The organism is Paenibacillus sp. RU5M, assembly GCF_900221055.1.
Taxonomy (GTDB): Bacteria; Bacillota; Bacilli; order Paenibacillales; family Paenibacillaceae; genus Paenibacillus; species Paenibacillus marchantiae.
Genome location: NZ_OBQM01000001.1, coordinates 46470 through 67652 on the forward strand (window position 1 = coordinate 46470; position 21183 = coordinate 67652).

28 protein-coding genes are annotated in these 21183 nt (G+C 48.3%); all 28 read left to right on the forward strand.

What is annotated here, in order from left to right; translation table 11 throughout:
- The first annotated feature begins 250 nt into the window (after positions 1-250).
- The 28 genes from CRO25_RS00305 to CRO25_RS00430 all read left to right on the forward strand — a co-directional run bounded on the left by CRO25_RS00305 (position 251) and on the right by CRO25_RS00430 (position 21183).
- Entirely contained in the window at positions 251-472 is a 222-nt protein-coding gene (locus CRO25_RS00305) for a hypothetical protein (protein ID WP_079694210.1), read from the forward strand.
- 44 nt (positions 473-516) lie between these two features.
- Positions 517-723 carry a DUF3797 domain-containing protein gene (locus CRO25_RS00310; RefSeq protein WP_256863576.1) on the forward strand — a complete coding sequence of 69 codons (207 nt, stop codon included), beginning with the start codon at positions 517-519 and terminating at the stop codon, positions 721-723.
- Positions 701-1000: a hypothetical protein gene (locus CRO25_RS00315; RefSeq protein WP_143813172.1), complete on the forward strand. Its 300-nt coding sequence runs from the start codon at positions 701-703 to the stop codon at positions 998-1000. The genes CRO25_RS00310 and CRO25_RS00315 overlap by 23 nt, the downstream gene beginning before the upstream one ends.
- 17 nt (positions 1001-1017) lie before the next feature.
- Positions 1018-1578, forward strand: a complete 561-nt coding sequence (locus tag CRO25_RS00320; RefSeq protein ID WP_079694207.1) for a tyrosine-type recombinase/integrase — start codon at positions 1018-1020, stop codon at positions 1576-1578.
- 519 nt (positions 1579-2097) lie between these two features.
- Positions 2098-2895 carry a phage terminase small subunit gene (terS, locus tag CRO25_RS00325; protein WP_079694206.1) on the forward strand — a complete coding sequence of 266 codons (798 nt, stop codon included), beginning with the start codon at positions 2098-2100 and terminating at the stop codon, positions 2893-2895.
- On the forward strand, positions 2888-4222 hold the full coding sequence (locus CRO25_RS00330) for a PBSX family phage terminase large subunit (RefSeq protein WP_079694205.1): 1335 nt from the start codon (positions 2888-2890) through the stop codon (positions 4220-4222). Before terS ends, CRO25_RS00330 begins: the two co-directional genes overlap by 8 nt.
- A gap of 2 nt (positions 4223-4224) precedes the next feature.
- A complete protein-coding gene (locus CRO25_RS00335; protein WP_079694204.1) occupies positions 4225-5721 on the forward strand; it encodes a capsid protein in 1497 nt (498 codons plus the stop codon).
- Positions 5718-6842 carry a phage minor capsid protein gene (locus CRO25_RS00340; RefSeq protein WP_079694203.1) on the forward strand — a complete coding sequence of 375 codons (1125 nt, stop codon included), beginning with the start codon at positions 5718-5720 and terminating at the stop codon, positions 6840-6842. The genes CRO25_RS00335 and CRO25_RS00340 overlap by 4 nt, the downstream gene beginning before the upstream one ends.
- Positions 6843-6979: 137 nt before the next feature.
- On the forward strand, positions 6980-7555 hold the full coding sequence (locus tag CRO25_RS00345) for a phage scaffolding protein (RefSeq protein ID WP_079694202.1): 576 nt from the start codon (positions 6980-6982) through the stop codon (positions 7553-7555).
- 36 nt (positions 7556-7591) lie between these two features.
- Entirely contained in the window at positions 7592-8467 is an 876-nt protein-coding gene (locus tag CRO25_RS00350) for a capsid protein (protein WP_079694201.1), read from the forward strand.
- 31 nt (positions 8468-8498) lie between these two features.
- Positions 8499-8846, forward strand: coding sequence for a hypothetical protein (locus CRO25_RS33145; protein ID WP_179132091.1), 348 nt, complete (start codon positions 8499-8501; stop codon positions 8844-8846).
- Between the two features lie 8 nt (positions 8847-8854).
- Positions 8855-9220 (forward strand): hypothetical protein, encoded by a 366-nt coding sequence (locus tag CRO25_RS00360; protein ID WP_079694200.1) that lies wholly within the window; start codon positions 8855-8857, stop codon positions 9218-9220.
- Positions 9220-9546 (forward strand): hypothetical protein, encoded by a 327-nt coding sequence (locus tag CRO25_RS00365; RefSeq protein ID WP_079694199.1) that lies wholly within the window; start codon positions 9220-9222, stop codon positions 9544-9546. The genes CRO25_RS00360 and CRO25_RS00365 overlap by 1 nt, the downstream gene beginning before the upstream one ends.
- Before the next feature lies 1 nt (position 9547).
- The gene (locus tag CRO25_RS00370) at positions 9548-9934 is read left to right on the forward strand and encodes a hypothetical protein (RefSeq protein WP_079694198.1); all 387 of its coding nucleotides are present in this window, start codon (positions 9548-9550) and stop codon (positions 9932-9934) included.
- On the forward strand, positions 9931-10320 hold the full coding sequence (locus CRO25_RS00375) for a minor capsid protein (RefSeq protein ID WP_079694197.1): 390 nt from the start codon (positions 9931-9933) through the stop codon (positions 10318-10320). The genes CRO25_RS00370 and CRO25_RS00375 overlap by 4 nt, the downstream gene beginning before the upstream one ends.
- Positions 10321-10329: 9 nt before the next feature.
- Complete coding sequence (locus CRO25_RS00380) at positions 10330-10782, forward strand: phage tail tube protein (protein WP_079694196.1); 453 nt, start codon at positions 10330-10332, stop codon at positions 10780-10782.
- A 25-nt stretch (positions 10783-10807) separates the two neighbouring features.
- A complete protein-coding gene (locus tag CRO25_RS00385; protein ID WP_079694195.1) occupies positions 10808-11119 on the forward strand; it encodes a hypothetical protein in 312 nt (103 codons plus the stop codon).
- Complete coding sequence (locus tag CRO25_RS00390) at positions 11088-11453, forward strand: Gp15 family bacteriophage protein (protein WP_256863575.1); 366 nt, start codon at positions 11088-11090, stop codon at positions 11451-11453. Before CRO25_RS00385 ends, CRO25_RS00390 begins: the two co-directional genes overlap by 32 nt.
- Positions 11454-14471 carry a hypothetical protein gene (locus tag CRO25_RS00395; RefSeq protein WP_079694193.1) on the forward strand — a complete coding sequence of 1006 codons (3018 nt, stop codon included), beginning with the start codon at positions 11454-11456 and terminating at the stop codon, positions 14469-14471.
- Between the two features lie 12 nt (positions 14472-14483).
- Positions 14484-14843: a DUF6711 family protein gene (locus CRO25_RS00400; RefSeq protein WP_079694192.1), complete on the forward strand. Its 360-nt coding sequence runs from the start codon at positions 14484-14486 to the stop codon at positions 14841-14843.
- Positions 14844-14847: 4 nt separating this feature from the next.
- Positions 14848-16890 (forward strand): hypothetical protein, encoded by a 2043-nt coding sequence (locus tag CRO25_RS00405; RefSeq protein WP_079694191.1) that lies wholly within the window; start codon positions 14848-14850, stop codon positions 16888-16890.
- A gap of 41 nt (positions 16891-16931) precedes the next feature.
- Complete coding sequence (locus CRO25_RS00410; protein ID WP_179132090.1) at positions 16932-17504, forward strand: stalk domain-containing protein; 573 nt, start codon at positions 16932-16934, stop codon at positions 17502-17504.
- 26 nt (positions 17505-17530) lie between these two features.
- Complete coding sequence (locus CRO25_RS00415) at positions 17531-17731, forward strand: hypothetical protein (RefSeq protein ID WP_079694189.1); 201 nt, start codon at positions 17531-17533, stop codon at positions 17729-17731.
- Entirely contained in the window at positions 17721-17939 is a 219-nt protein-coding gene (locus CRO25_RS32970) for a hypothetical protein (protein WP_143813173.1), read from the forward strand. Before CRO25_RS00415 ends, CRO25_RS32970 begins: the two co-directional genes overlap by 11 nt.
- Entirely contained in the window at positions 17893-20223 is a 2331-nt protein-coding gene (locus CRO25_RS00420; RefSeq protein WP_079694188.1) for a tail fiber protein, read from the forward strand. Before CRO25_RS32970 ends, CRO25_RS00420 begins: the two co-directional genes overlap by 47 nt.
- 5 nt (positions 20224-20228) lie before the next feature.
- Positions 20229-20555, forward strand: coding sequence for a hypothetical protein (locus CRO25_RS00425; protein ID WP_143806508.1), 327 nt, complete (start codon positions 20229-20231; stop codon positions 20553-20555).
- A gap of 2 nt (positions 20556-20557) precedes the next feature.
- The gene (locus CRO25_RS33150) at positions 20558-20698 is read left to right on the forward strand and encodes a hypothetical protein (RefSeq protein WP_179132089.1); all 141 of its coding nucleotides are present in this window, start codon (positions 20558-20560) and stop codon (positions 20696-20698) included.
- Between the two features lie 89 nt (positions 20699-20787).
- The gene (locus CRO25_RS00430; RefSeq protein WP_079694186.1) at positions 20788-21183 is read left to right on the forward strand and encodes a hypothetical protein; all 396 of its coding nucleotides are present in this window, start codon (positions 20788-20790) and stop codon (positions 21181-21183) included.

A 21183-nucleotide genomic window follows, 5' to 3' on the forward strand; every position in this document is an offset into this window, starting at 1 on the left:
TTGGTGTGGGGTGACGCTACCAGTCACGGGCGGTACTGGCGAATGATCATGGGTTAGGTCGCTAACTTGATGTGGTGCGAACGGCGAATGCGGGGCAGGCAGGTTCGAATCCTGTACACATCAAACAAGAGGAGTGACGGTTAAGTGCCGTTGCTCTCTTTTGTATGTTGCCTAAAAATCTCCATTGATAGCGTGTCCATGAGTGGGTATGATTGGGATGTATTCCAATTGCCCATAGGAGGATGACAACATGGATGACAAATTTGCACAAGCACAAATGGAACGTGTACTTAACACGCCGGGATTTGTAGTGATTTCTGACGAATCAGTTGTGAATGTTCGCAAAGTGACAAGGATCGATCCTTTGAATAGGGTTGTTTTCTTCCCAGATCAAGAAAAAGGTGAAGTAGGGAAGAAAGTAGACAACGACCGCTGGGATCATTTCATAAGTGAGTACAAGAAATTTCAATAGATTTAGAACATGGAAGACAGTCGCCTTTAATGGCGGCTTTTTTTGTGTCTAAAAAAGGAGGGCAAAACAAAATGGATGCTGCAACAGCGCTTGAATTGGCGCATGAGTACACGGCTTGTCCTGATTGTGGAAACACCTATGTAGGAAATGGAGAAGGAACCATCAAAATTGATGAAAACCTGTTCCATCGAAGTTGCAAATGCGGCTGGAAAGTGACCATAAAGGACGGTGTTGAGGTTGAAGGAGAATGAATCGTTCGATGCAGTGAGTAATGAATTGAAACAATCTCTTAAAACCGCTCTTACAGCCGCAGCAGATGCCTTGTGGGATGCGTTTAACCGATTTGGCGCAGCGATCCGCGAAATGCAGAAGATTTGGTTAAGGGTGCAAGAGTCGCAGGAGCTGAACGAACACGATGTGAAGAGGATCAAACCTCTAAAGATGCCGAGAATTCCGGCCAGTCTCCCGCTCAAGCATCAAGTAATCAATCGTAAGCCGGTTCTTGCGGTAGCACGCAGCCGCTGTTAATTCAGTGAGGTGGTGACATGAAAAAAGTCCAACCGATCCGAGATGAACGGGTTATTGATGGCATGAAGGATTATTTTTGGATACGCAGCTTACGGAATTACTTGTTCTTCTGTATTGGCATCTACAGCGGTTTGCGTGTATCTGACTTATGCAGGCTGAGGGTTATTGATGTAAAGGGATCACACGTTAACCTGGTTGAACAGAAAAACAAACATGCCAAGCGGTTCATCATCCATCCAAGTATTCGGCAGGATCTGGACAAGTATATCTCCACCATGCAGGATATGGATTTCCTGTTTCCTAGCCGTCAGGTTAAGACAGTTAGCCGCATGCGGAAACAACCGATTGACCGGACAACAGCATACCGATTCTTGAATAAGGCAGCCAAGGAATTTGGCCTAAAAGAGATCGGATGTCATACGCTACGGAAGACATGGGCATACCGCCTTTACATGCAGAATCCCGAGAACCTTGCGTTACTAATGGATATGTTCGGGCATAGCGATCCAAGGGAAACATTGGACTATATCGGGCTGACACAGGACATGATGGACAGAGCAATTATGCTGTTACGTTAATATTAGTGCATCACAATATGGCGTTCGTTGCACTCATATTACAGAAATGGCTTTCGAATCTGAAATGACGATGATTGCCAGTTCTAAACCGAGTGAAACACTATTGTATTTATGTTTCAGTCCTGATCCAGAAAATGGTTAATAATGACCCTATTTTGGGTTATTTTTGTGTTGGTTGAAGAAGAAAAACAATTAGAAGTCTGTCTATTTAGACTGATTCTAAGAAAACCGACTCAATTATGGCTGTATAAACGATGAATAAACGCCCCATTTGAGGGCAATAAGCCGGGAAATAATCAAAATCGGCAAAATCGAAAAATCCAGTAATGACGCGGGTTTTCGGGTTTATGCATAAACTATGTATATCCGCACAATTCAGTTAGCTGTCAAAAAGCCCGTCAAATCAGGGTTTTCGGCGTGGTTGTGGGAAAGTACATATGTACAAAACTCAGGGTTTTGAACACATGTCTGTGCATAAATATTGCATAAACGAATGTCAGGGGTGAGGTGTATTATGTAATGGCGAGAGAGAGAAGCCCGGACCGCAAGAAAGCATTAGCGATGTGGTTCGCCAGTGGCAAGGAAATGAAGCCAGGAGAGATTGCCGAAAAGCTTGGAATCAGCGCTGGTCTTGTTCGTAAATGGAAAAGCCTTGATGAATGGGAAAAGCAACCTGAGCCACGCCCGGGAGCGCCCAAGGGCAATCAGAACGCAGTAGGCAATAGAGGTGGGCACGGCGGGCCATACGGCAATGACAAGGCCGTTAAGCATGGGCTATTCCGTAAGTTTCTGCCAGATGACGAAGAAACGCAAGAGATTTATGACACGACAGCCGAGCTTTCCACGTTGGACATCTTGTGGGAAGGCATACGCATCCAGCTCACGAATATCATACGTGCCTTGAAGATCCAGCACGTAACGGGCAAGGATGAGATGATTAAGGAACTCAAAAAACAGAAGTTTGAAGTCCATAACACGGGAACCAAGAAGGAACCCAACATTGAACAAATACCAATTGAACAGGAATACGAATTCCAGTTTGCTTGGGATCGATCAGCAAACAGCCTGAAAGCCATGGCTGCTGCATGGACGGCCCTGGGTAGCTCCATTAAGAAGTATGAGGATGTTTTGCGGATGGCTTCCCCCGATGAGGTGAACGAGGTTCAGAAGCAACGTCTGGAGCAGATCAAGGCCAGTATTGCCGTTATGCGGGGCAAGGTTCCAGATAACAGCAAGCTTGACCTGAACCAGCAAATTACCGCATTGGCTGATTTGATTAACAATCCTGTGCCGGAGCGGGTGATAGACAATGACTGACACAGCCCTAATTCCATATGCTCCATTTAATACGAAGCAGGCGGAATATATCAGACGTTGCCAGGACTCATGGCTGAACGTAGCTGAGGGCGGCAAGCGTGCAGGCAAGAACATCATTAACCTGATTGCCTATGCCATGTGCTTGGAGGTTCACCCGGACAAGCTTCACTTGGTCGCTGGGGTGAGCATGGCAGCCGCGAAGATGAACGCCATTGACTCGAACGGGTTCGGACTTCAATGGTTGTTCAAGGGACGTTGCCGGGAAGGTGAATACAAGGACCGTGCAGCACTCTTCATTCAGACCAAGACAGGCGAGAAGATCGTCATTATTGCTGGTGGGGGCAAGGCAAACAATGCCGCACTGATCAAGGGTAACTCTTTCGGAACGGCCTATGTAACAGAGGTCAACGAGTGCCACCCTTCTTTTGTCCAAGAGGTACGTGACCGTACTTTAGCCAGTTCAAACCAACAGTTATTTTTTGATCTTAACCCCAAACCCCCGGCCCATTGGTTCTATAGTGATTTTCTGAATTATCAGGACGAAGCTTTTAAGCGTGGTGAGAATCCACGATACAATTATGCTCACTTCACAGTCTTTGATAATCTTAGCATTCCAGATGAACGGTTGAAGATTATGCTGGCTAGGTATGACAAGTCCAGTCTGTGGTACAAGTCAGAGATTAAGGGTGAACGAACAGCAGCTACAGGACGGATATACACGCAGTACACCGTCAAGGATGTCATCATTACCAGGGAACAGCTAAGGAAAGAACGGTTCATTGAGTTTTCTATTGGGATAGACGTTGGGGGCACTGACGCCACGGTTGCCACGCTAACTGGATTCACGCCGCGATATGGCACGGTTATACTGATGGATGGCTATTACCACAAGCAGGGCAAGGAGAACGGCTACACACATGACCGTTACGCCAAGGAGATCGTTGAGAAGATAGTCGAGTGGTCGGAAACCTATCCGGCCTTTTTGTCGTATGCCCATATCTTTGCTGAATCTGCTGACAAGCTGTTCCGGCAAGCACTGGCTAATGAGTTAAAGCGCAGGGGGATCTACATCAAAGTTGAGCCCTCTTACAAGAAAGAAGGAATTGTTGACCGGATCAGGTTAACCAATGCTCTAATGAACCAAGGGCGGTACAAGATCATGGCCCATCTTAAACATTGGATTGAAGCCATAGAGAACGCCACATGGGACGAGACAGAGCGCCAGAAAGGTGAATGGGTGCGGACGGATGACGGAAGTTACCCGGTGGACTGCTTGGATAGTAGCGAATACGCCGTTCAGCCGTTCAAGAAGAGACTGGAGGTATAGAAATGGGGTGGATCAAGAATATGGTCATGAAAATGCTGCGTATTAACCCAGCGCCGGAGAATCGAATCGTAAACATCACTGAGCCGCTATCATATCGGACAAATGTACTGCGTAACCGCTTATGGTTCCGTGGTGATGCTTCTGAGCTGGATCAGTTTTACAAGCAGACCGGAACGGATGCAGTGGGTAAGGCAAGATTCTGGGCAGCGGTACCCAGCCAGAACATGGCGATTAGGAAAATCCATTCCGGAATGCCTGCCATGATTGCGGAGCGTCTATCGGATATCGTCGTTGCTGATCTGGAAGCCGTTGAGGTGGATAAGGAAACCGCATGGGACGATATCAGCAAAGACAATGCGTTTGATGAGTTGTTAGGGCAGAACATCATAGACGCTTTGGTGGCTGGGGATGGAGCGTATAAAATCACCGTGGATACCAATGTTACCCAATACCCCATTATTGAGTTCTACAGCGGGGATCAGGTGGAGTATAGACGGAACCGGGGCAGGCTGAGTGAAGTTGTTTTCTTAACGGACTACACACTAAAGGGCAAGGATTACCGTTTGGAAGAAACCTATGGACGTGGATACATCCGGTATCAGCTTTATGACGCTTACGGAAAAGGCGTGCCGCTTACTGTATTGCCTGAGACGGCAGCACTGGCGAACATCGAATACGATGGCAAGTTTATCATGGCTGTGCCGCTCATGTTCTTCCGTAGCTCCAAGTGGGAGGGGCGAGGGAAATCCCTATTCGATAGCAAATCAGACAACTTTGACGCATTGGATGAGGTGGTCAGTCAATGGTGGGACGCGATCCGAGCCGGGAGGGTGCAAAAGTACATCCCAGACGACTTGGTTCCGAAGAACCCTGAAACGGGGGCTCCAATGCGTGCCAACCCATTTGATAATCAGTTCATCAAGATTGGTAGCTCCATGGCTGAGGACGGTAAAGACCAAATCACGATGCTGCAACCACAAATCCTGTATGAAGCATTCGTGGGGTCCTATGCCAGCGCACTGGACATGTGCTTACAGGGCGTTATGTCGCCATCCACGCTGGGCATTGACTTGAAGAAGACCGACAATGCAGAAGCGCAGCGGGAGAAGGAGAAAGCCACGCTGTATACCCGCGGAAAGATCATTGATGCGCTGAATGAGGTGTTGCCCCGTCTGGTAGAAACGGTATTGAAGGTACATGACACGATGCAGAGTCGGGCAGCAGGCGAGTATGAAGTATCGGTTAAGTTCGGAGAATATGCCAGTCCATCCTTTGACGCCGTGGTAGAGACGGTGGGCAAGGCCCGGACGTTCGGTGTGATGAGCGTAGAACGTGCCGTGGAAGAAATGTATGGTGACACCTGGACGGAGGATGAGAAGGCCGCTGAGGTTGCGCTTTTGAAGGCAGAGCAAGGATACATTTTAGACGAACCATCTCTAAAGCGGGATGACCCGCCTGATACTGAAATCGAAGGCGATCCAGAAGAGGATGAGGTATGAAGAAGAGATATGACATCCGTCAAATCTTCTCTGACATGGAAATGGATCTGATCAAGTCCATGAAGCGCAACCTGAAACGTCATGAGCTTGCCGAAGAAGAGGAAGGCAAGGAGTGGGAGCAGTGGCAGCAACGCAAGCTGCAAGACATCCAGCAGTACCGTAAAGAGACACGGCAGATATCCAAACGCTATGAACCAGAAGTGAAGAAGGCAGCCGAGGAAGAGGTTAAAGGCTCCTGGCGGCGTGGGGCTGACCGGGTAAAGGATACGGTAAAGAGCCTGTGGAACAAGATCACAGGCAAAAAGCCGGATATCGAAGTTGAAGATGGTTCAGACCGTAGCTTCTTCAAGATCAACGAGAAGCGGGTTAACGCTCTGGCTGATGCTGCACAAAACAATCTGCAAATTGCCCGGCATGCCATGCTAAGACAAGCAGATGACGTGTACAGACAGACCATATATAAGAGCCAGGTATACCTGAACAGTGGAGCTGCTTCGCTGAATCAGGCTATAGACATGGCAACGAAGGAGTTTTTGGAAAAGGGCTTTGACAATATCACTTATGCCAATGGACGGCGGGTGAATATTGCTTCTTATGCGGAAATGGCGTTGCGTACATCTTCCCAGCGTGCTGTATTTGCCGGAGAGGGTGCCAAACGGGATCAACTGGGCATTCGAACCGTGGTCATATCTTCACACGGCAACTGTTCGAAGCTGTGTCTGCCTTATCAGGGCAAGGTGTTCATTGACGATGTGTATTCCGGGGGATCGGCTGCAGATGGTAAGTATCCGCTACTGAGTACCGCCATTGCCGGGGGCTTGTTCCATCCGAACTGTCGTCATAATATGACCACGTTCATTGTGGGAACCAGCTCATTGCCTAAGCCAGTTGACGACGAGAAAGCCCTATCCAACTATCAAGCAGAGCAGAAGCAGCGGTACATGGAACGCCAGATACGCAAGTACAAGCGCTTGGAAGCGGGTAGCGTGGATGAAGAGAACCAAGCGAATTACAAGGCCAAGGTAAGGCAGTGGCAAGCTCAGATAAGGATACACCTGAGAGAACATGATTACTTACGTAGGGATTCCAAACGTGAAAAACTCAGAATACCGCCTAATTAGCACCTTCTTACACAGAGGGTGCTTTTTCTATGGGCTCCAAATGAGACTTTTGGGGCTCACCGCTCAATAACCGGAGCATATCGGTTAACTCCCTTAGCTGGAGAGCAGCTATACAAATCTATGGAGGTTGATGATATATGGATTGGCTGAAAACGTTGTTGAAGAATGCGGGATTGGATGATTCAAAGATTGACGGGATCGTAACGGATGCAGGCAAGGAGCTTCCAAAACATTTTATTCCCAAATCGCAATACAACGAATTGACCGAAGCAAAGAAACAGGCCGAGCAAGACCGCGAAAAGCTCAATGGACAGTTGGAAGATTTGAAAAAATCCGCTGATGCCAGCGAGGGGCTCAAGAAAGAGATTGAACGGCTGCAAGGTGAGAATACCACGGCGAAGCAGCAGTATGAAACGGATCTGCAAGACCTGAAACTGACCAATGCAATTTCTGCTGCGCTTAACGGAAAAGTCCATAACGAGAAGGTGGTTACGGGCATGATCGATAAGGCCAAGTTGGTTATTGGCGATGACGGCAAGGTGGTTGGGCTGGATGAGCAATTGAAGGGGCTTCAAACATCGGATGCCTATTTGTTCAAGCCTGATGAAGCAGGCGGTGCAGGCGGTTTCCGTGTAGGTAATCCAGGGCAAGGAACTGGGCAAGCCACGAACGATCAACTGGCAAGTATTTTCGGCGTTGCTGAAACGAAGTAATAAACCAATTTACTAATTTAAGGGAGAGATGAACACATGGCGTTCAACTATGTAGAAAGTTTTTTGACAACATTGCAGCAGAAGTATACGAAAGAGTTGGCTTCCGATGCCTTGACTACGCAAAATGCGATCTGGGTGAATAACAAAACGATCAAAGTACCACGTTTGGATGTAGCGGGGTACAAGAACCATAACCGTTCTGGGGGTTGGAATCGTCAGGCAGTCAGCAATGATTTTGAAACGATGACCCTGGGATTTGACCGTGACGTTGAGTTTTTCATTGACGCTATGGACGTAGATGAAACGAACCAGGTACTTTCTGCCGCTAATCTGACAGCTACATTCGAGAAGGAACAGGCCATTCCTGAGCTTGATAAATATCGCTTCTCCAAAATGTATGCAGACTATGTGGCGATGGGCTACACACCTGATACAACCGTTTTGGATGCTGCTAATGCCTTGGAAGTGTTCGACGAAATGATGATGAACATGGACGAGGCAGAGGTGCCGCAGGAAGGCCGAATCATGTATGTAACGCCAACCTATATGAAGCTGCTGAAATCCGCTGAGAAGCTTCGCCAGATCGTAACCGTGGGTCAGAACAGTGGAGTTATTGACCGGGCAGTACGCAGCTTGGATGAGGTTGTGTTGAAATCCGTACCTTCCAGCCGTATGAAGACGGTTTATGACTTTACGAATGGCGCTCTTCCTGGTGTGGGTGCAAAACAGATTAACTTGATCTTGGTTCATCCTGATTGTGTTCTGGCGCCGATCAAACATAGTGCAATTTATCTGCATGAGCCAAGCACCCATACACAGGGTGACGGTTATCTGTACCAAAACCGCCGTTACACGGATCTGTTCTTGATCGAGCGCAAAGCGGCAGCAATCCAAATGAACGTTCAAGCCTAAACATAACAGCCAATAGAGAGGGGCAAATCACATGTTGTTTGCAGTAAAGGGAAATACACAGTTTAAGATTGACGATGCTGACCGGGATACCTATCTTAAACTCGGCTACGATATCGCTGAACAGTCGGGGAATACACTTGAGGTAGTAGAGAACGCTTCAAGCAAAAAGGTGTCTTGGAAGGAATACGAAGCCCTGGTAAGAGAGAATGAGGATTTGAGAAAGCAGATTGCGGCATCTGGTTCCGGTACACCGGAAGCGCTGACGGGGCTGCAAACCCAGTTGGATGACGCCAACAAGGAAATCGAATCACTCAAGAAGCAGCTTGCCGACACGGAAACTCCGAAGACTAAAGCCAAAGCGACACCTGATGACAAGTAGGTGATGGCATGTCATATGTAACGGCAGAAGAGTATGAACTGTATGGGGACGGCGTGATTCCGGCTGAGGACTTGAATAAGGCTCTCAGTCGGGCATCCGACCAAATAGACAGTCTTACCTATAATCGCATCGTACAACGCAAACTGGACGGTCTGACAGCCTTCCAGCGGGGGAACGTGGTCAAAGCGGTATGCCAGCAAGCGGATTTTCAATACCAATACGGTGATTACTTGGACTTCCCTCTCTCTGGATACTCCACAGGCAGCGTGAGCGTGTCATTTAAGGCCGTTGACGGCCCCGGAGGGGTTAAGACTACCGAAGGTGTTACAAGCCTACTGAGAGCCACGGGGTTGATGAATAGGGGGTTATGCTGATGCGGGGGAAGTTTCCGTTTCCACATTGGATTTTGAATACACCGGTTCAAGTGTTCCGAACAGAGACGTCAGAAGACGGGGAGCCTGTCGAGAAATTAATCTTTGACGGGCTTGCTTGTTATGACGAGCAGATGCGTCAGAAGCTGGATAAGGAGCGCCGTTTGGTTACACTGTCCGGCAAAGTGATTCTTCGCGGGGATATCCTGCCAGGAAAATTGATTGAGGGCTTTGTCCGGGTCGGTGGTGCTGATCGGATCATATTCAGTGCATCACGGCCGCAGCATCCTGACGGCAGCGTCTTTTCTACGGAATTGGAGCTGAGTTGATATGAAAGTGAAAGTGACGATGGATCCCAGGGCTATGCAAAAGTTGTCCAAAGCCCCCATTGAAGCGCTTGAGGTTGTAGTAAACGGGAAGGAACAAAGCATCTTGACCGAGATTGCCAATGCGGGTGTTGTGCCGAAGCAAACGGGTGAGTTGGAACGAAGCGCCTGGGTAGACAAAACCGGGCTGAAAAAGGGCCAAGTGAAGATTGTCTATGACACGCCGTATGCACGCCGACTTTACTGGCACCCAGAATACAATTTCAGGCGAGATAAGAACTCAAACGCCCAAGGGTTGTGGCTGGAAGCTTGGCAGAAGGAACAGAAGGGCTGGATTCGTAAGACGTTTGAAAAGCTGATCAAGAAGTTCGGAGGTGGCTTTATCAAATGATGCTGTCCGAGATTCGGGATTGGCTGAAAACGCAGATCGATTCCCCCAATTGGTACATTGGCAAGATCGATGGGAAAAAGGAACAGTCCGTTGGGATTTACAACCTGAACACCGGACAACCTTACATTGCCATCGGAGGGCTGGAGAACACCAGCTATGCCAGCAAGTCCATATCTATCCTGGTTCACTGGTCCAAGAATGCAGATACAGCGGAGCGTAAGGCCCATGAGGTCTATGCTGCGCTATTTGGTCGTTCTGATGGTGATATATCAGGGCACCGCGTTATTGCTTTTGAAATGCGCACGCCATGGCCGATTGATGTGGGTACTGACGATGCAGGCATTTATGAATATGTGATTGAGACAACGATTTATTACGAGAGGTAGGGGAATGGAATGGCGACAACAGGCGTATTTCCGGTTCATAACAATATTTTCAAAGTTGGTATCAAGGGCCGTGAGTCTACAGATACGGACATGAAAACGATCAAGGATTTGGAGAACTTCGCTCCAGCCATTGATGGCAACACCGAAGAGTGGAGCGCGATGGACCAAGGGGGCTGGACAAGACGTGCGGTAACAGGCAAATCCTTGTCTTTCAGCTTTTCAGGTAAACGTAACTATGGAGACCCCGGTAATGATTACGTTGCGGGATTGCTGCTTGGTACGGGGCAAGAGGTAGAAACGATTTTCGAATGGACCATGCCATCCGGTGCGAAGCTGACCATGGATTGTGTCATTAACTTGACCACGCCTGCGGGTGGCGATGCGACGAACATTGATGGTCTGGAATTTGAATTGTTGTCTGACGGCAAGCCGGAATTTGTGAAAGCACCAACTACACCATAATTCATAAACCAAGGGGGATTCATCCATGTCAAACGTTATTAATATCACAGATAAATTTTCTAAAGAGCTGCCATCCATTCAGATTGGGGACAAGCTGTATCCGGTCAATAACGGTATTTCAGCCATGTTGTCGTTTGAAGAAGCGGCAACGGGTGGGATTGCTGGCATCCTTAAAGCCTTGGAAGGCGCGTTTGGCAAGAAGGCATATAAGGAAATGGATGTCGAGGGGATGAGCATGGTAAATATCATGGTTCTGGCATCGGCAGTTCTTGCGGCAATGATGAACATCACTTATGAGGAAGCGAATGCGCGATTTCAGCGGGAAGTCCAGTCCTGATGGATGGTATGACCTGTACGAAGATTGGGGACTGATTGAAGCCAGTCTTGCCAAGCAATATGGTATCCGCATACGCCAACACGGGGATATGCCGTGGGAAGAGTTCTGTACTCTGGTCGGGGGCCTTATGCCAGATACACCGCTGGGAAGCATTGTGTCGATCCGGGCGGAGCAAGACCCCAAGACCATTAAAGGGTTCAACGCAGATCAGCGCCGCATCTATAACGATTGGCGTAAACGGCAGTCAGATAAACAATTGGAAAACCCTCAGAAGTACGCGCAGGACATGAAGAGTCTGGAGGCCATAATGGCCCGGGCGTTTGGGGGTGAGTAGATGTCAAGCGCAGGCCGCGTAGATTTAGACTTGGGCTTAAACTACGGAGCCTTTCAACAACAGCTAAACGGTATATCCAGTACCGCCACGAATATGGTGGGTGGAGCGTTTAAGAAGCTGGGCGGGATTGTTGCCGCAGCCTTTGCTGTCAATAGCTTAAAAGAGTTTGGTAAGGAAGCCATAAATCTGGCATCCGACTTGGCAGAGGTCCAGAACGTGGTTAACGTCACGTTCGGATCAATGACAAACCAGATTAACAATTGGTCATCGAACCTGATCGAGTCGTTCGGTCTGTCCGAGCTGTCCGGTAAACGATATGCATCCACCATGGGTGCCATGCTGAAATCATCCGGTATTTCCGGTGAAGCCATGAAACAGATGTCCGTTAGGTTGACGGAATTATCTGCTGACATGGCTTCTTTTTATAACATCACGAATGACGAAGCGTATTACAAAGTGTTCTCCGGTATGGTCGGTGAGACAGAACCGCTCAAGCAATTGGGTGTGAACATGTCCGTGGTCAACATGGAAGCCTACGCGATGTCACAGGGCATTACAAAGTCCTGGTTAGCCATGACGCAATCAGAACAGGCCATGCTCCGGTACGGCTACTTGTTACAGGTTACGGCTGATGCTCAGGGTGACTTTGCCCGTAACGGCCAGTCATGGGCCAACCAAGTCCGTATGATGTCGGAACAGTGGAACATCTTCAAGGGCACCATGGGTGCGGGGTTCATTAACATCTTGACGCCGATCCTGAAAGGGCTCAATTGGATCATAGCCAAATTACAGGTTGCAGCAGCCTATTTTAAAGCATTCACGGAATTAGTATTCGGTGACGCTGTAAATGCAGGCGGTGCCGGAATAACTGTGGCTACGGATGCGATGGGCGGCATGGGTGATGCAGCGGCGGCGGCAGCTCCTGCGGTAGAAGATACAGGTAAAGCTGCCGAGAAGGCAGGCAAGAAGGCGAAGAAAGCCGGAAAAGACATGAAGGGCAGTTTGGCCGGATTCGACCAGCTCAATACGCTGGCACAATCGGCAGCTTCTGCTCTGGATGATGCAGGGTCAAAAGCCGCAGGAGCTGGCAAAGGAATTGGTGGTCTGGGTGCAATGGCTGGGTTCGGTGACCTGGACTTGGGCACGCCTTCGATTGATGTCGATCCAATCAAACAACAGGTTGCGGCGTTCCTCGAAGATGTCAAATCGCGGTTCTCTAAAGCCTGGGCGTATATCTCTTCCGGTTGGGGTGAGATGCGGCCAGCATTGCAACCGTTCATTGATATGATGGTGCCCATCCGGCAATCGGTGTCCAATATGGGCAAGACGTTCTTGGACCTGAAAGACAAAGTTCTCATTCCGGTAGCGAAGTACATTTTGGGTGACTTCATTCCTAAAATCGTGACTGGATTCGTGAAATCATTCGCTCCTGTCATAGCCAAGCAGATCGTATGGACATTTGATTTCTTGGACCGGACATTCCGGAATTCCACGGATCAGTCCATTAAGCTTTGGGAAAACGTATGGCTGCCAAGTCTGGAGAAGGTAAAGAACGCCTTTGTCACCAACATGCCGTTAATTGCGGCGGCCCTGCAAAGCCTGCTGGATGGAACGCTCAATCCTTTTACAGACTTCATGGTGAATGACTTTGCAATCCCGGTATCTACGGTTCTGGCTGAGACGCTGGTACCCATCTTCACGGATACACTGGTCTGGGCCATTGATACGTTTACCAAGACGTTCACGAATGCAGTCAACCATATCAACGATCTATGGGACAGCACACTTAATCCAGCGCTTGAGCAGTTCAGAGATTTGTTCTTGGACATCATTCCGCAGATTGGGAAATCTTTTTCTGACTTGCTGAATGGTACGATAAAGCCCTTTGTGGATTATGCCTTGAATGACTTCATCATCCCTATTGCAGCGAAGGTTGTTGATACACTGGTACCTGTGTTCACGGACACGTTGGTCTGGGCTTTTAAGGAAGCAGCCAACACGTTTGAATGGGCTGTCAAGATGATCAATGACATTTACAATACGGTACTCAAGCCTGTGTTCGATCTGATCAAGAAAATTGTCTTGGATACGCTGGAGACGATTAAGGGGCTTTGGAACAAATACGGTGCGGAGCTGCTTGCAAAGTTAACGGAGTTCATGACGAACACCCGCAACCTGTTCCAGAAACTTTGGGACGATATCCTGAAACCGATCATTGAACCATTCCTGAAAAAGCTTAATGAAATTTGGGATGGCACGCTCAAAGACATTATCAAACAAGTCGGGGAAGTGGTCATGAAACTGGTTAATGCTGCGCTGGACATCTACAACAAGTTCATCGTGCCATTGATCAGTTATGTCATAGATAAACTGGCCCCAGGCTTCACGAAGGGATTTAACATTATCCTGAATATCGTGACAACGGTCATCGAGAGCGTAGGCGGCATCATCAAGGGGCTGCTGAAAACTCTGGGTGGTTTAATTGACTTTATCGCAGGTGCATTCACCGGAGACTGGAAAAAGGCATGGACAGGCGTTAAAGACATTTTTGGCGGGATATTCGATTCCTTGTACAGCTTGGTTAAAGCTCCGTTGAACCTGATCATAGACGGTATTAACAAGGTCATTGAAGGGTTTAACAGCCTGAGCGTAAGCATTCCGGAATTCGAGGTATTTGGGCAGAAGGTGGGCGGGGGCTCCATTGGCGTACCGCAGATACCGAAGATACCGAAACTGGCGAAGGGTGGTTTGGCCTACGGGCCGACACTTGCCATGGTCGGGGATAACCGGGGAGCATCCGTTGACCCAGAAGTTGTATCGCCGCTGTCCAAGCTACAAGACATGATCAGCGGGAATAATCAGCCGATGGTGGAAATCTTGCTCCTAATTCTGGACGCAATCCGAAACGGAGACAAGCAGACCGTTATCCAGCTTAATGGTACGGAGCTGGGGCGTGCTACTGTTGCTGCCATAAACGACATTACAAGGCGACAAGGCCGTTCGCCATTAACGACATAGGAGGGATGCAGATTGGAAATCAAAATTAATGGTCAAGAGATTGCCGCCTATCCCTCCACGTATCAGGTGACGGTACTTGACTTGGATGACGCGAATTCATCCGTGCGTACTGCAGATGGTACCTTGAACCGGGACCGGATAGCAGTCAAACGGCAGATAGACATGACTTGGGGGATGCTGACTTGGGCAGAAATGTCCTCCATTCTCCAATCCATGTCCAATGTGTTTTTTGATTGCACGTTCCCAGATCCGATGACAGGCAAACACGAAACCAAACGGATGTATGTCGGTAATCGGCCTGCACCGTTTAGCGTCATGAGTGGCGGCGTCATGTACTGGAATGGACTCAAATTGACGCTGACAGAGAGGTGATGAGATGTATCCAATATCGCCGCTCTACACGGATTACTTAAGACGGCCAGACCGGGAATTTATCGTCAAGGCTCTGGTGGGCAGTGAGGAATACGATAGCAGTAGAATTGTGGATTTCAGTATTGAAAACAGCTTGAGTCTGACCGATGGTTTCCAGATCGGGACGGCCATCCCTTCCAAGCTCACAATTAAGTTACGAACAAATGAGATTATCCCGGCGAATGCACGTATCGTGCCGTACCTCTCCCTGTCACTGGCTGGCATGACGTGGCTAGAAGCACAGTACCCATGGCAAGACATGAACATCACTTGGACTGGCTCAGGGACGGACTGGTTGCCGCTGGGAGAGTTCTTTGTCGATGATCGGGAGAAGATCAATGATGTCTGGACGTATACCTGTTACGACAAGCTGGTTATGGCTAATGTGGCGTACATATCATCATTGACGTATCCGACCACACAAAGAGCGGTCTTCAACGAGATTTGCAACCGGCTTGGCTGGACGTACGACAGCAGCGTAGTGATTAATCCGTCTTATCAGGTGCAGGCAGGGCCAGCAGGCTATACGATGCGTCAGGTGCTTGAATATATCGCTTCTGCGAATAGTGCAAGTATTTTTATCGATAAGGCTGGCACATTGAAATTCAAGCGGTTTACGGCTGCTGAAGAACCTGTATTTGAAATGACCACCGCTGATTATGTGGTTGCCAAAATGACCAACCCTGTTAAGTCGTATAGCCGTGTAGTGGTGACGTACAACACCGAAGATGAACTGCAATATGAAGCGGGTACCGGGGATGAGAATCATACCCTCTACTTGGAAAACCCGTTCATGACCCAATCGCAAGTAAACAACCTTCACGCAGCACTGAATGGATTTGCTTATTTGCCTTTGACGATGGAAGCCCGGGGGTATCCTCAGTTGGAACAGGGGGATGTCATCGGGTTTGTCCAGCAGGAGGGCAGTACCTGGTTGGATACCGTGTCAACATGGGATGATACCCAGATTCCATGGAACGGGCTTGTAGAGTACAAGTCAATCATCTTACACCAGGTGTTCACCTTTGCAGGCGGCTTGAAGATGAGCCTGGAAGCACCGTCAGTGTCCGAACAGCGGAGTGAGTTTATCGTTGAAGGCAGCCTAACCCAACAAGTGAACAAGCTGAATAAGGATGCGCTCAAGGAAGGTAAGTCCTATTATGGGACCACGATCACCCGTACTGAGGGGTTAATCATTGAGCGGGAGGATCATAAGAGCAAGGTCATTCTGAACAGTGATAAGCTTTCATTCCAAGCCGATGGTCAGGACAAATTGTACTTCGATCCGGTTGCAGGCAAATACAAATTCATAGGCACGCTGGAAGCTTCGGATGGTGTGTTCAGCGGGACGGTATCCGGTGGACGTATTGTGGGTGGCAGTGTCCAGATAGGCAATTCATTCTCTGTAAACGAGTCCGGCCATATGGTTGCGGTTGGCGGGGAGTTTAGCGGCACGATCACAGCGGCGGTCATCACAGGGGGCCAAATTAATGGTGGTACCATCAACGGTTCAACCATCATTGGTTCGGTCCTGAAAACAGCCAACAGCGGCAGGCGCATTGAGATTGATACGGCTGGGTTCCGGTCCTACGATTCAAGTGGACGCAACAGGATACAGATGGCAACTACAGATGATTCTTTGGCCGCTGCACTGATCTTTAGGGATGCAAACGGAACATCTGTAGGGGAGATTAATTCCTATTCTAATAGTGGTGTCCTTACAATGTACGGAAATAGCATCATAATTGGTTCGAACAACACTTCTAACCCTATACGGATGCAAGGGGCAGTCACCTTTGCCGGGGCAACCTATTTGCGATCCGGTTCGATCTTTGGTATTAATATCTCCGACATAGTTGGGTTACAGTCTGAGATTAATGCAATATGGGCAGCGCTAAACGGTAAGGCGTCTAATAACCATACTCACTCTGTTACTTTGCCTACGCACAACCACGGGCTTGCTAATGCCGCAAATTGGGGCGGAACCTTCACAACTTCAACTCCGTAATGTATCATAATAGGAAAATAGCACCAATACGGAGGTATAGTATGAAGAAGTTTGCACACAAAGTTGCATATATTGCTGGAGGTATCATTATCGGTGTAGTTTTTTCGACATCAGCAGGGGCTTTTGCTGATACCGTTAAAAGCATGGTTGGCAAAAAGGTTACTGGTGAATACACAATTGTTGTAGATGGAAAGAAGTTGTCTGACAAAGGGGCGGTAATTGATTCGCGGGCAAACGTCCCTGCCCGTGCCTTGTCAGAAGCGTTAGGAGCTGATGTATCTGTGAGCGGGAAAACAATTAGTATTACATCAACATCGGATGAAAACACGATCGTAGATAGTACACCTTCTACGCCATCTACCGAGACAAATAAATATATTGGTCAATCTAAATCAAGTCTAGAAGAACAGAAAAAAGTTATTGAAGATAGAATTTTGACACCAACTAGAGCGGGAAGAGAACAAGCGCTGCAAGGGCTTGAAGAAGCTAAAAAGACTGGGGACGCTGCAATTATTAAATTAGCGGAAAATAAACTCGCTGAATATGATGCGGAAATTTCCAAATATGAAGCAGACCTGAAAATGGTCAACGAAGCGCTCGCAGCAATTAAATAATATCAACATTACAGAGAGTCCATTTCATGGGCTCTTTTTTTGTTGCCCAGAAAGGTGTGAACAGCATGGAGGAACAGCGTTTACGCGAGATTATCCGTGAGGAATTGATTGCCCATGACGAACGGACCAAAGCTGAGGTCATCACGATCCGCGTCAATGATCAGATGAAAGCAACTATGCTTGAGGTCATCAAGAATATGAAGTGGGGTGCACCAGGTGAGAATTAAGAAAGTGCTTGAACTGTCCGTGGATGTGAGCGACATTTTCCGTGAGTGTCCATTGGTGATCCGCGCCATGGTGGATACATTGCCCACGTTGGATTCTCAAGTTGCGTTCCTTCGGGTTATTCACCAAGACGTTGAAACTTTATTGAAGGGAGTTGTTTCGAATGGCGAACCGGTTCGCGAATCTGGAGGGCAGCAAAAAGATAAATGAGGATTTTCAAAATATTAACATCGGCTTTGACCGTGTACAGGCTGAAATAGATACCAAAGGTACACCAGCAGATGCCCAGGCTAAAGCCGATGCAGCCAAGGCGGCAGCTATTGCTACAGCAGCGGAAGCCCTGGCAGCCCATAAGGCGCGGGGAGCCGATGAGCATCCGGCAGCCAAAGGCAATGCGGCTGGTTTTATGTCTGCTGCTGACAAGCTCTTAGTTGATGCTCGCACCAGCGCCGCAACACCTGACACGCTCATGCAACGTGACGCAGAGGGACGGGCCAAGGTAGCCGCTCCAGCCGCAGCGAATGACATTGCCCGGAAAGCGGAGACTGACGCCATACAAGCCAACCTGGACAACCATGCAGGCAATGCAAATGTACACGTTACCGCAGCAGACCATACCAAACTGAACGGGATTGCTGCAGGAGCTGAGGTTAACCAAAATGCTTTTGCCAAGGTGAATGATGTGGAAGCTTCCAGCAAGTCTGATACAGTTGTTTTCGTTGGTGGTACAGGGATTACAGTCACAACCGATCCCGAGGGCAAGCGGATTGTCCTGACGGCAACAGGGGAAGCAACGCCAGGCGCTCATGCATCATCCCATATCACTGGCGGCACGGACGTAATTCCTGACGCTGTGGTTGGTGGCTCCAGTGGCCTGATGAGTGGAGCCGATGCCAAGTTTGTCCGGCAGGATGGAGAGAGCAAGACGGGAGCGCAGGCCAAGGCAGACGCAGCCAAACAGGCAGCCAACGAGTACACGGATCAGAAGGTTGGGGAAATCGTTATTGATGATGCATCCTTGACCCAGAAAGGGATTACGCAGCTCTCCAGCGCAACCGAATCCGATGAGGAAGGCGAAGCGGCTACACCTAAAGCCGTGAACACTGTCCGAAAGCAGGCCGACACGAAGATTGGTAATCTATCCGAACTACAGACAACGGACAAGGACAACCTGGTTGATGCGCTCAACGAGGTTTTTCAATCTGGCAGTGAGTTTAAGGGTGATATTGCAGATGCGATCACTGCCAAAGGTGTTCCAACATCTGCATCAGACAGCAAGGACACTTTTGTCCAACATATCGAATCCATTGAAACGTCAACGGTGATTAACGGACAGCAAAAGATTACCCGGACTTTTGCCGAGACGATAGTGGCTAATGATCCGGTGTATGTGTCGACAACGTTTGAGCCAGATGTAACTATATCGGAGCGACCTGTGAATGCTGTATATAAACTGTCTTGGAGTCATGATGGTCAATATCTTGCTTGTCCTTTCCAAACAGCTCCCTATCTATATATATACAAACGTGTAGGTAAGTCCTTAATCAAGTTGTCCGATCCAGATGTTATGCCAAACGGGAGTGCAAATAGCGCAAGTTTCAGTCCAGACGGAAATTATCTGGTGGTTGCTCATACTGCGTCGCCGTTCATTACTATATATAAGAGATCGGGTGACGTTTTTACCAAATTAGCTAATCCTGCGATATTACCTACCGGGCAATCTCAAGCAGCAGATTTCAGCCTAGACGGAATATATATGGCGGTTGCCCATAACGAATCACCCTACGTTACTGTGTACAAGAGATCGGGTGACCTCTTTACGAAATTAGCCAATCCTACGTCATTAGCGACGTCGTCAGGTCGGTCAGTAGATTTCAGCCCAGATGGAACATACTTGGCAGTTACTCATTTCTCATCACCTTACTTATCTATTTATAAGCGAACAGGCGATACCTTAACTAAATTAGCTAATCCCACCACTTTGCCAAACAGCATAGGTAATTCAGCGAAATTTACTAAAGATGGAAATACTTTAGCTTTAGGAAGCAGTAGTACCGCTCCGAATAATTTGATTTTATATAGTCGAAATGGTGATGTATTCACTAAAGCTGACTTGACCTACACATTACCGAGTACAACAGTTTATTGTGTAGAGTTTATATACATCGATGACACCGTTTATTTGGCTGCGGGAATTGCTATTGCTCCTTACGTTATGCTGTATCGACTTGTAAACAAGGAACTCGTAAAACAATCTGATATTATTGGCTTGCCTGGGTCTGGCAACGGCTTGTCTGCTACTCGTAACGGAGAGTTATTAGCTGTAGGGCACCCGGGAGTGCCGTACCTGACCGTGTATAGCGGTAACTACGACTACGTCAGGAAAAGCACAAATTCAGTTGCTGGCTTGGCGAACTATATGACTGGCATAGGATATGCGCTGGAAAGCGGGAACCGAGGAGAATCAAAGGAGATTATGACGATATGGAGGTAACAAGGATGAAATTCTATTTTCAATTAGACGGCGATATCATTCGTGATGTGATCACATATCCATACGATGGATACACAGAAGTTGAATTAGGCACAATGCACTTGCCTGCTGGCATCAATGCAGGCTATTACCGTTTACAGGATGGTGTGCCGGTATTGGATCAGGCCCTCAAGGATGAAGCAGATAATGCCAGTCGTCCGGCCGATTACGTTGAGCTGGATCAACGGCTTACGGCAGCCCAAACTCAACTTGCTCAGGAGAACGCTGAACTAAGACAAGCAGTATCTGAGCTGAGTTTGGTTCTGGCAGCCGTCATGGGAGGAGGTGAGTAACGATGACATTTACGAAGGACAGCGGTCTGGTAAAAGTGTGGGTCAGTCTTGTGATGACTGGATCTTACGAGCTTAAGGAAGTACCAGTCTTGTTTAATCTGAAAACTGTTGTGACAGAAGTCGTTAACGGAACAGCAGCTTAACCAGCGTACCCAAGTGGTGCGCTATTTTTATGCCCTCTGGAGTGGTCAGGGGGCTTTTCTATATTCAGATAGAGACGGGGGATTGGCGTATGGAAGCCATACCAGGAGGTGTGAATGACATGCAGGTGCAGGATGTTAATACGATTGTGGATTTGAAGGTCCAACTGGCCCGGATTGAGGAAGCATTGAAACCTTTGGCTGCTTTGGCTCCAGGATTGGCAGAAGTCAGAGAAATTTCCAAAGAAGCATTACAGACGGCACAGCAGATGGCCATTCGTATTGTTGAGGTCGAAGCGGAGTTGAAGAAGGTCGCGGATGTTGCTCATGACGCCAAGCGCAATGCAGCGGATGCATTGTCACGATTAGATAAGCATGACGCGGATCAAATATGGCTGAAACGTACGGTGTACGGCGCAGCATTAACTGGCATAACAGGACTGATTGTAGCGGCTGTATGGGCCGGAATTAAGTTGGGAGGTATGTAA

Excerpts from the sequence above, each read along its gene's own strand:
- CRO25_RS00375 (WP_079694197.1), top strand. The coding sequence starts at position 9,931 with ATGATGCTGTCCGAGATTCGGGATTGGCTGAAAACGCAGATCGATTCC.
- CRO25_RS00320 (WP_079694207.1), top strand. The coding sequence starts at position 1,018 with ATGAAAAAAGTCCAACCGATCCGAGATGAACGGGTTATTGATGGCATG.
- CRO25_RS33145 (WP_179132091.1), top strand. The coding sequence starts at position 8,499 with ATGTTGTTTGCAGTAAAGGGAAATACACAGTTTAAGATTGACGATGCT.
- CRO25_RS00370 (WP_079694198.1), top strand. The coding sequence starts at position 9,548 with ATGAAAGTGAAAGTGACGATGGATCCCAGGGCTATGCAAAAGTTGTCC.
- CRO25_RS00350 (WP_079694201.1), top strand. The coding sequence starts at position 7,592 with ATGGCGTTCAACTATGTAGAAAGTTTTTTGACAACATTGCAGCAGAAG.
- CRO25_RS00390 (WP_256863575.1), top strand. The coding sequence starts at position 11,088 with ATGCGCGATTTCAGCGGGAAGTCCAGTCCTGATGGATGGTATGACCTG.
- CRO25_RS00345 (WP_079694202.1), top strand. The coding sequence starts at position 6,980 with ATGGATTGGCTGAAAACGTTGTTGAAGAATGCGGGATTGGATGATTCA.
- CRO25_RS00335 (WP_079694204.1), top strand. The coding sequence starts at position 4,225 with ATGGGGTGGATCAAGAATATGGTCATGAAAATGCTGCGTATTAACCCA.
- CRO25_RS00415 (WP_079694189.1), top strand. The coding sequence starts at position 17,531 with ATGGGCTCTTTTTTTGTTGCCCAGAAAGGTGTGAACAGCATGGAGGAA.
- CRO25_RS00385 (WP_079694195.1), top strand. The coding sequence starts at position 10,808 with ATGTCAAACGTTATTAATATCACAGATAAATTTTCTAAAGAGCTGCCA.
- CRO25_RS00405 (WP_079694191.1), top strand. The coding sequence starts at position 14,848 with ATGTATCCAATATCGCCGCTCTACACGGATTACTTAAGACGGCCAGAC.
- CRO25_RS00425 (WP_143806508.1), top strand. The coding sequence starts at position 20,229 with ATGAAATTCTATTTTCAATTAGACGGCGATATCATTCGTGATGTGATC.
- terS (WP_079694206.1), top strand. The coding sequence starts at position 2,098 with ATGGCGAGAGAGAGAAGCCCGGACCGCAAGAAAGCATTAGCGATGTGG.
- CRO25_RS00420 (WP_079694188.1), top strand. The coding sequence starts at position 17,893 with ATGGCGAACCGGTTCGCGAATCTGGAGGGCAGCAAAAAGATAAATGAG.
- CRO25_RS00340 (WP_079694203.1), top strand. The coding sequence starts at position 5,718 with ATGAAGAAGAGATATGACATCCGTCAAATCTTCTCTGACATGGAAATG.
- CRO25_RS00410 (WP_179132090.1), top strand. The coding sequence starts at position 16,932 with ATGAAGAAGTTTGCACACAAAGTTGCATATATTGCTGGAGGTATCATT.
- CRO25_RS00360 (WP_079694200.1), top strand. The coding sequence starts at position 8,855 with ATGTCATATGTAACGGCAGAAGAGTATGAACTGTATGGGGACGGCGTG.
- CRO25_RS00395 (WP_079694193.1), top strand. The coding sequence starts at position 11,454 with ATGTCAAGCGCAGGCCGCGTAGATTTAGACTTGGGCTTAAACTACGGA.
- CRO25_RS00430 (WP_079694186.1), top strand. The coding sequence starts at position 20,788 with ATGGAAGCCATACCAGGAGGTGTGAATGACATGCAGGTGCAGGATGTT.
- CRO25_RS00380 (WP_079694196.1), top strand. The coding sequence starts at position 10,330 with ATGGCGACAACAGGCGTATTTCCGGTTCATAACAATATTTTCAAAGTT.
- CRO25_RS33150 (WP_179132089.1), top strand. The coding sequence starts at position 20,558 with ATGACATTTACGAAGGACAGCGGTCTGGTAAAAGTGTGGGTCAGTCTT.
- CRO25_RS00305 (WP_079694210.1), top strand. The coding sequence starts at position 251 with ATGGATGACAAATTTGCACAAGCACAAATGGAACGTGTACTTAACACG.
- CRO25_RS00365 (WP_079694199.1), top strand. The coding sequence starts at position 9,220 with ATGCGGGGGAAGTTTCCGTTTCCACATTGGATTTTGAATACACCGGTT.
- CRO25_RS00330 (WP_079694205.1), top strand. The coding sequence starts at position 2,888 with ATGACTGACACAGCCCTAATTCCATATGCTCCATTTAATACGAAGCAG.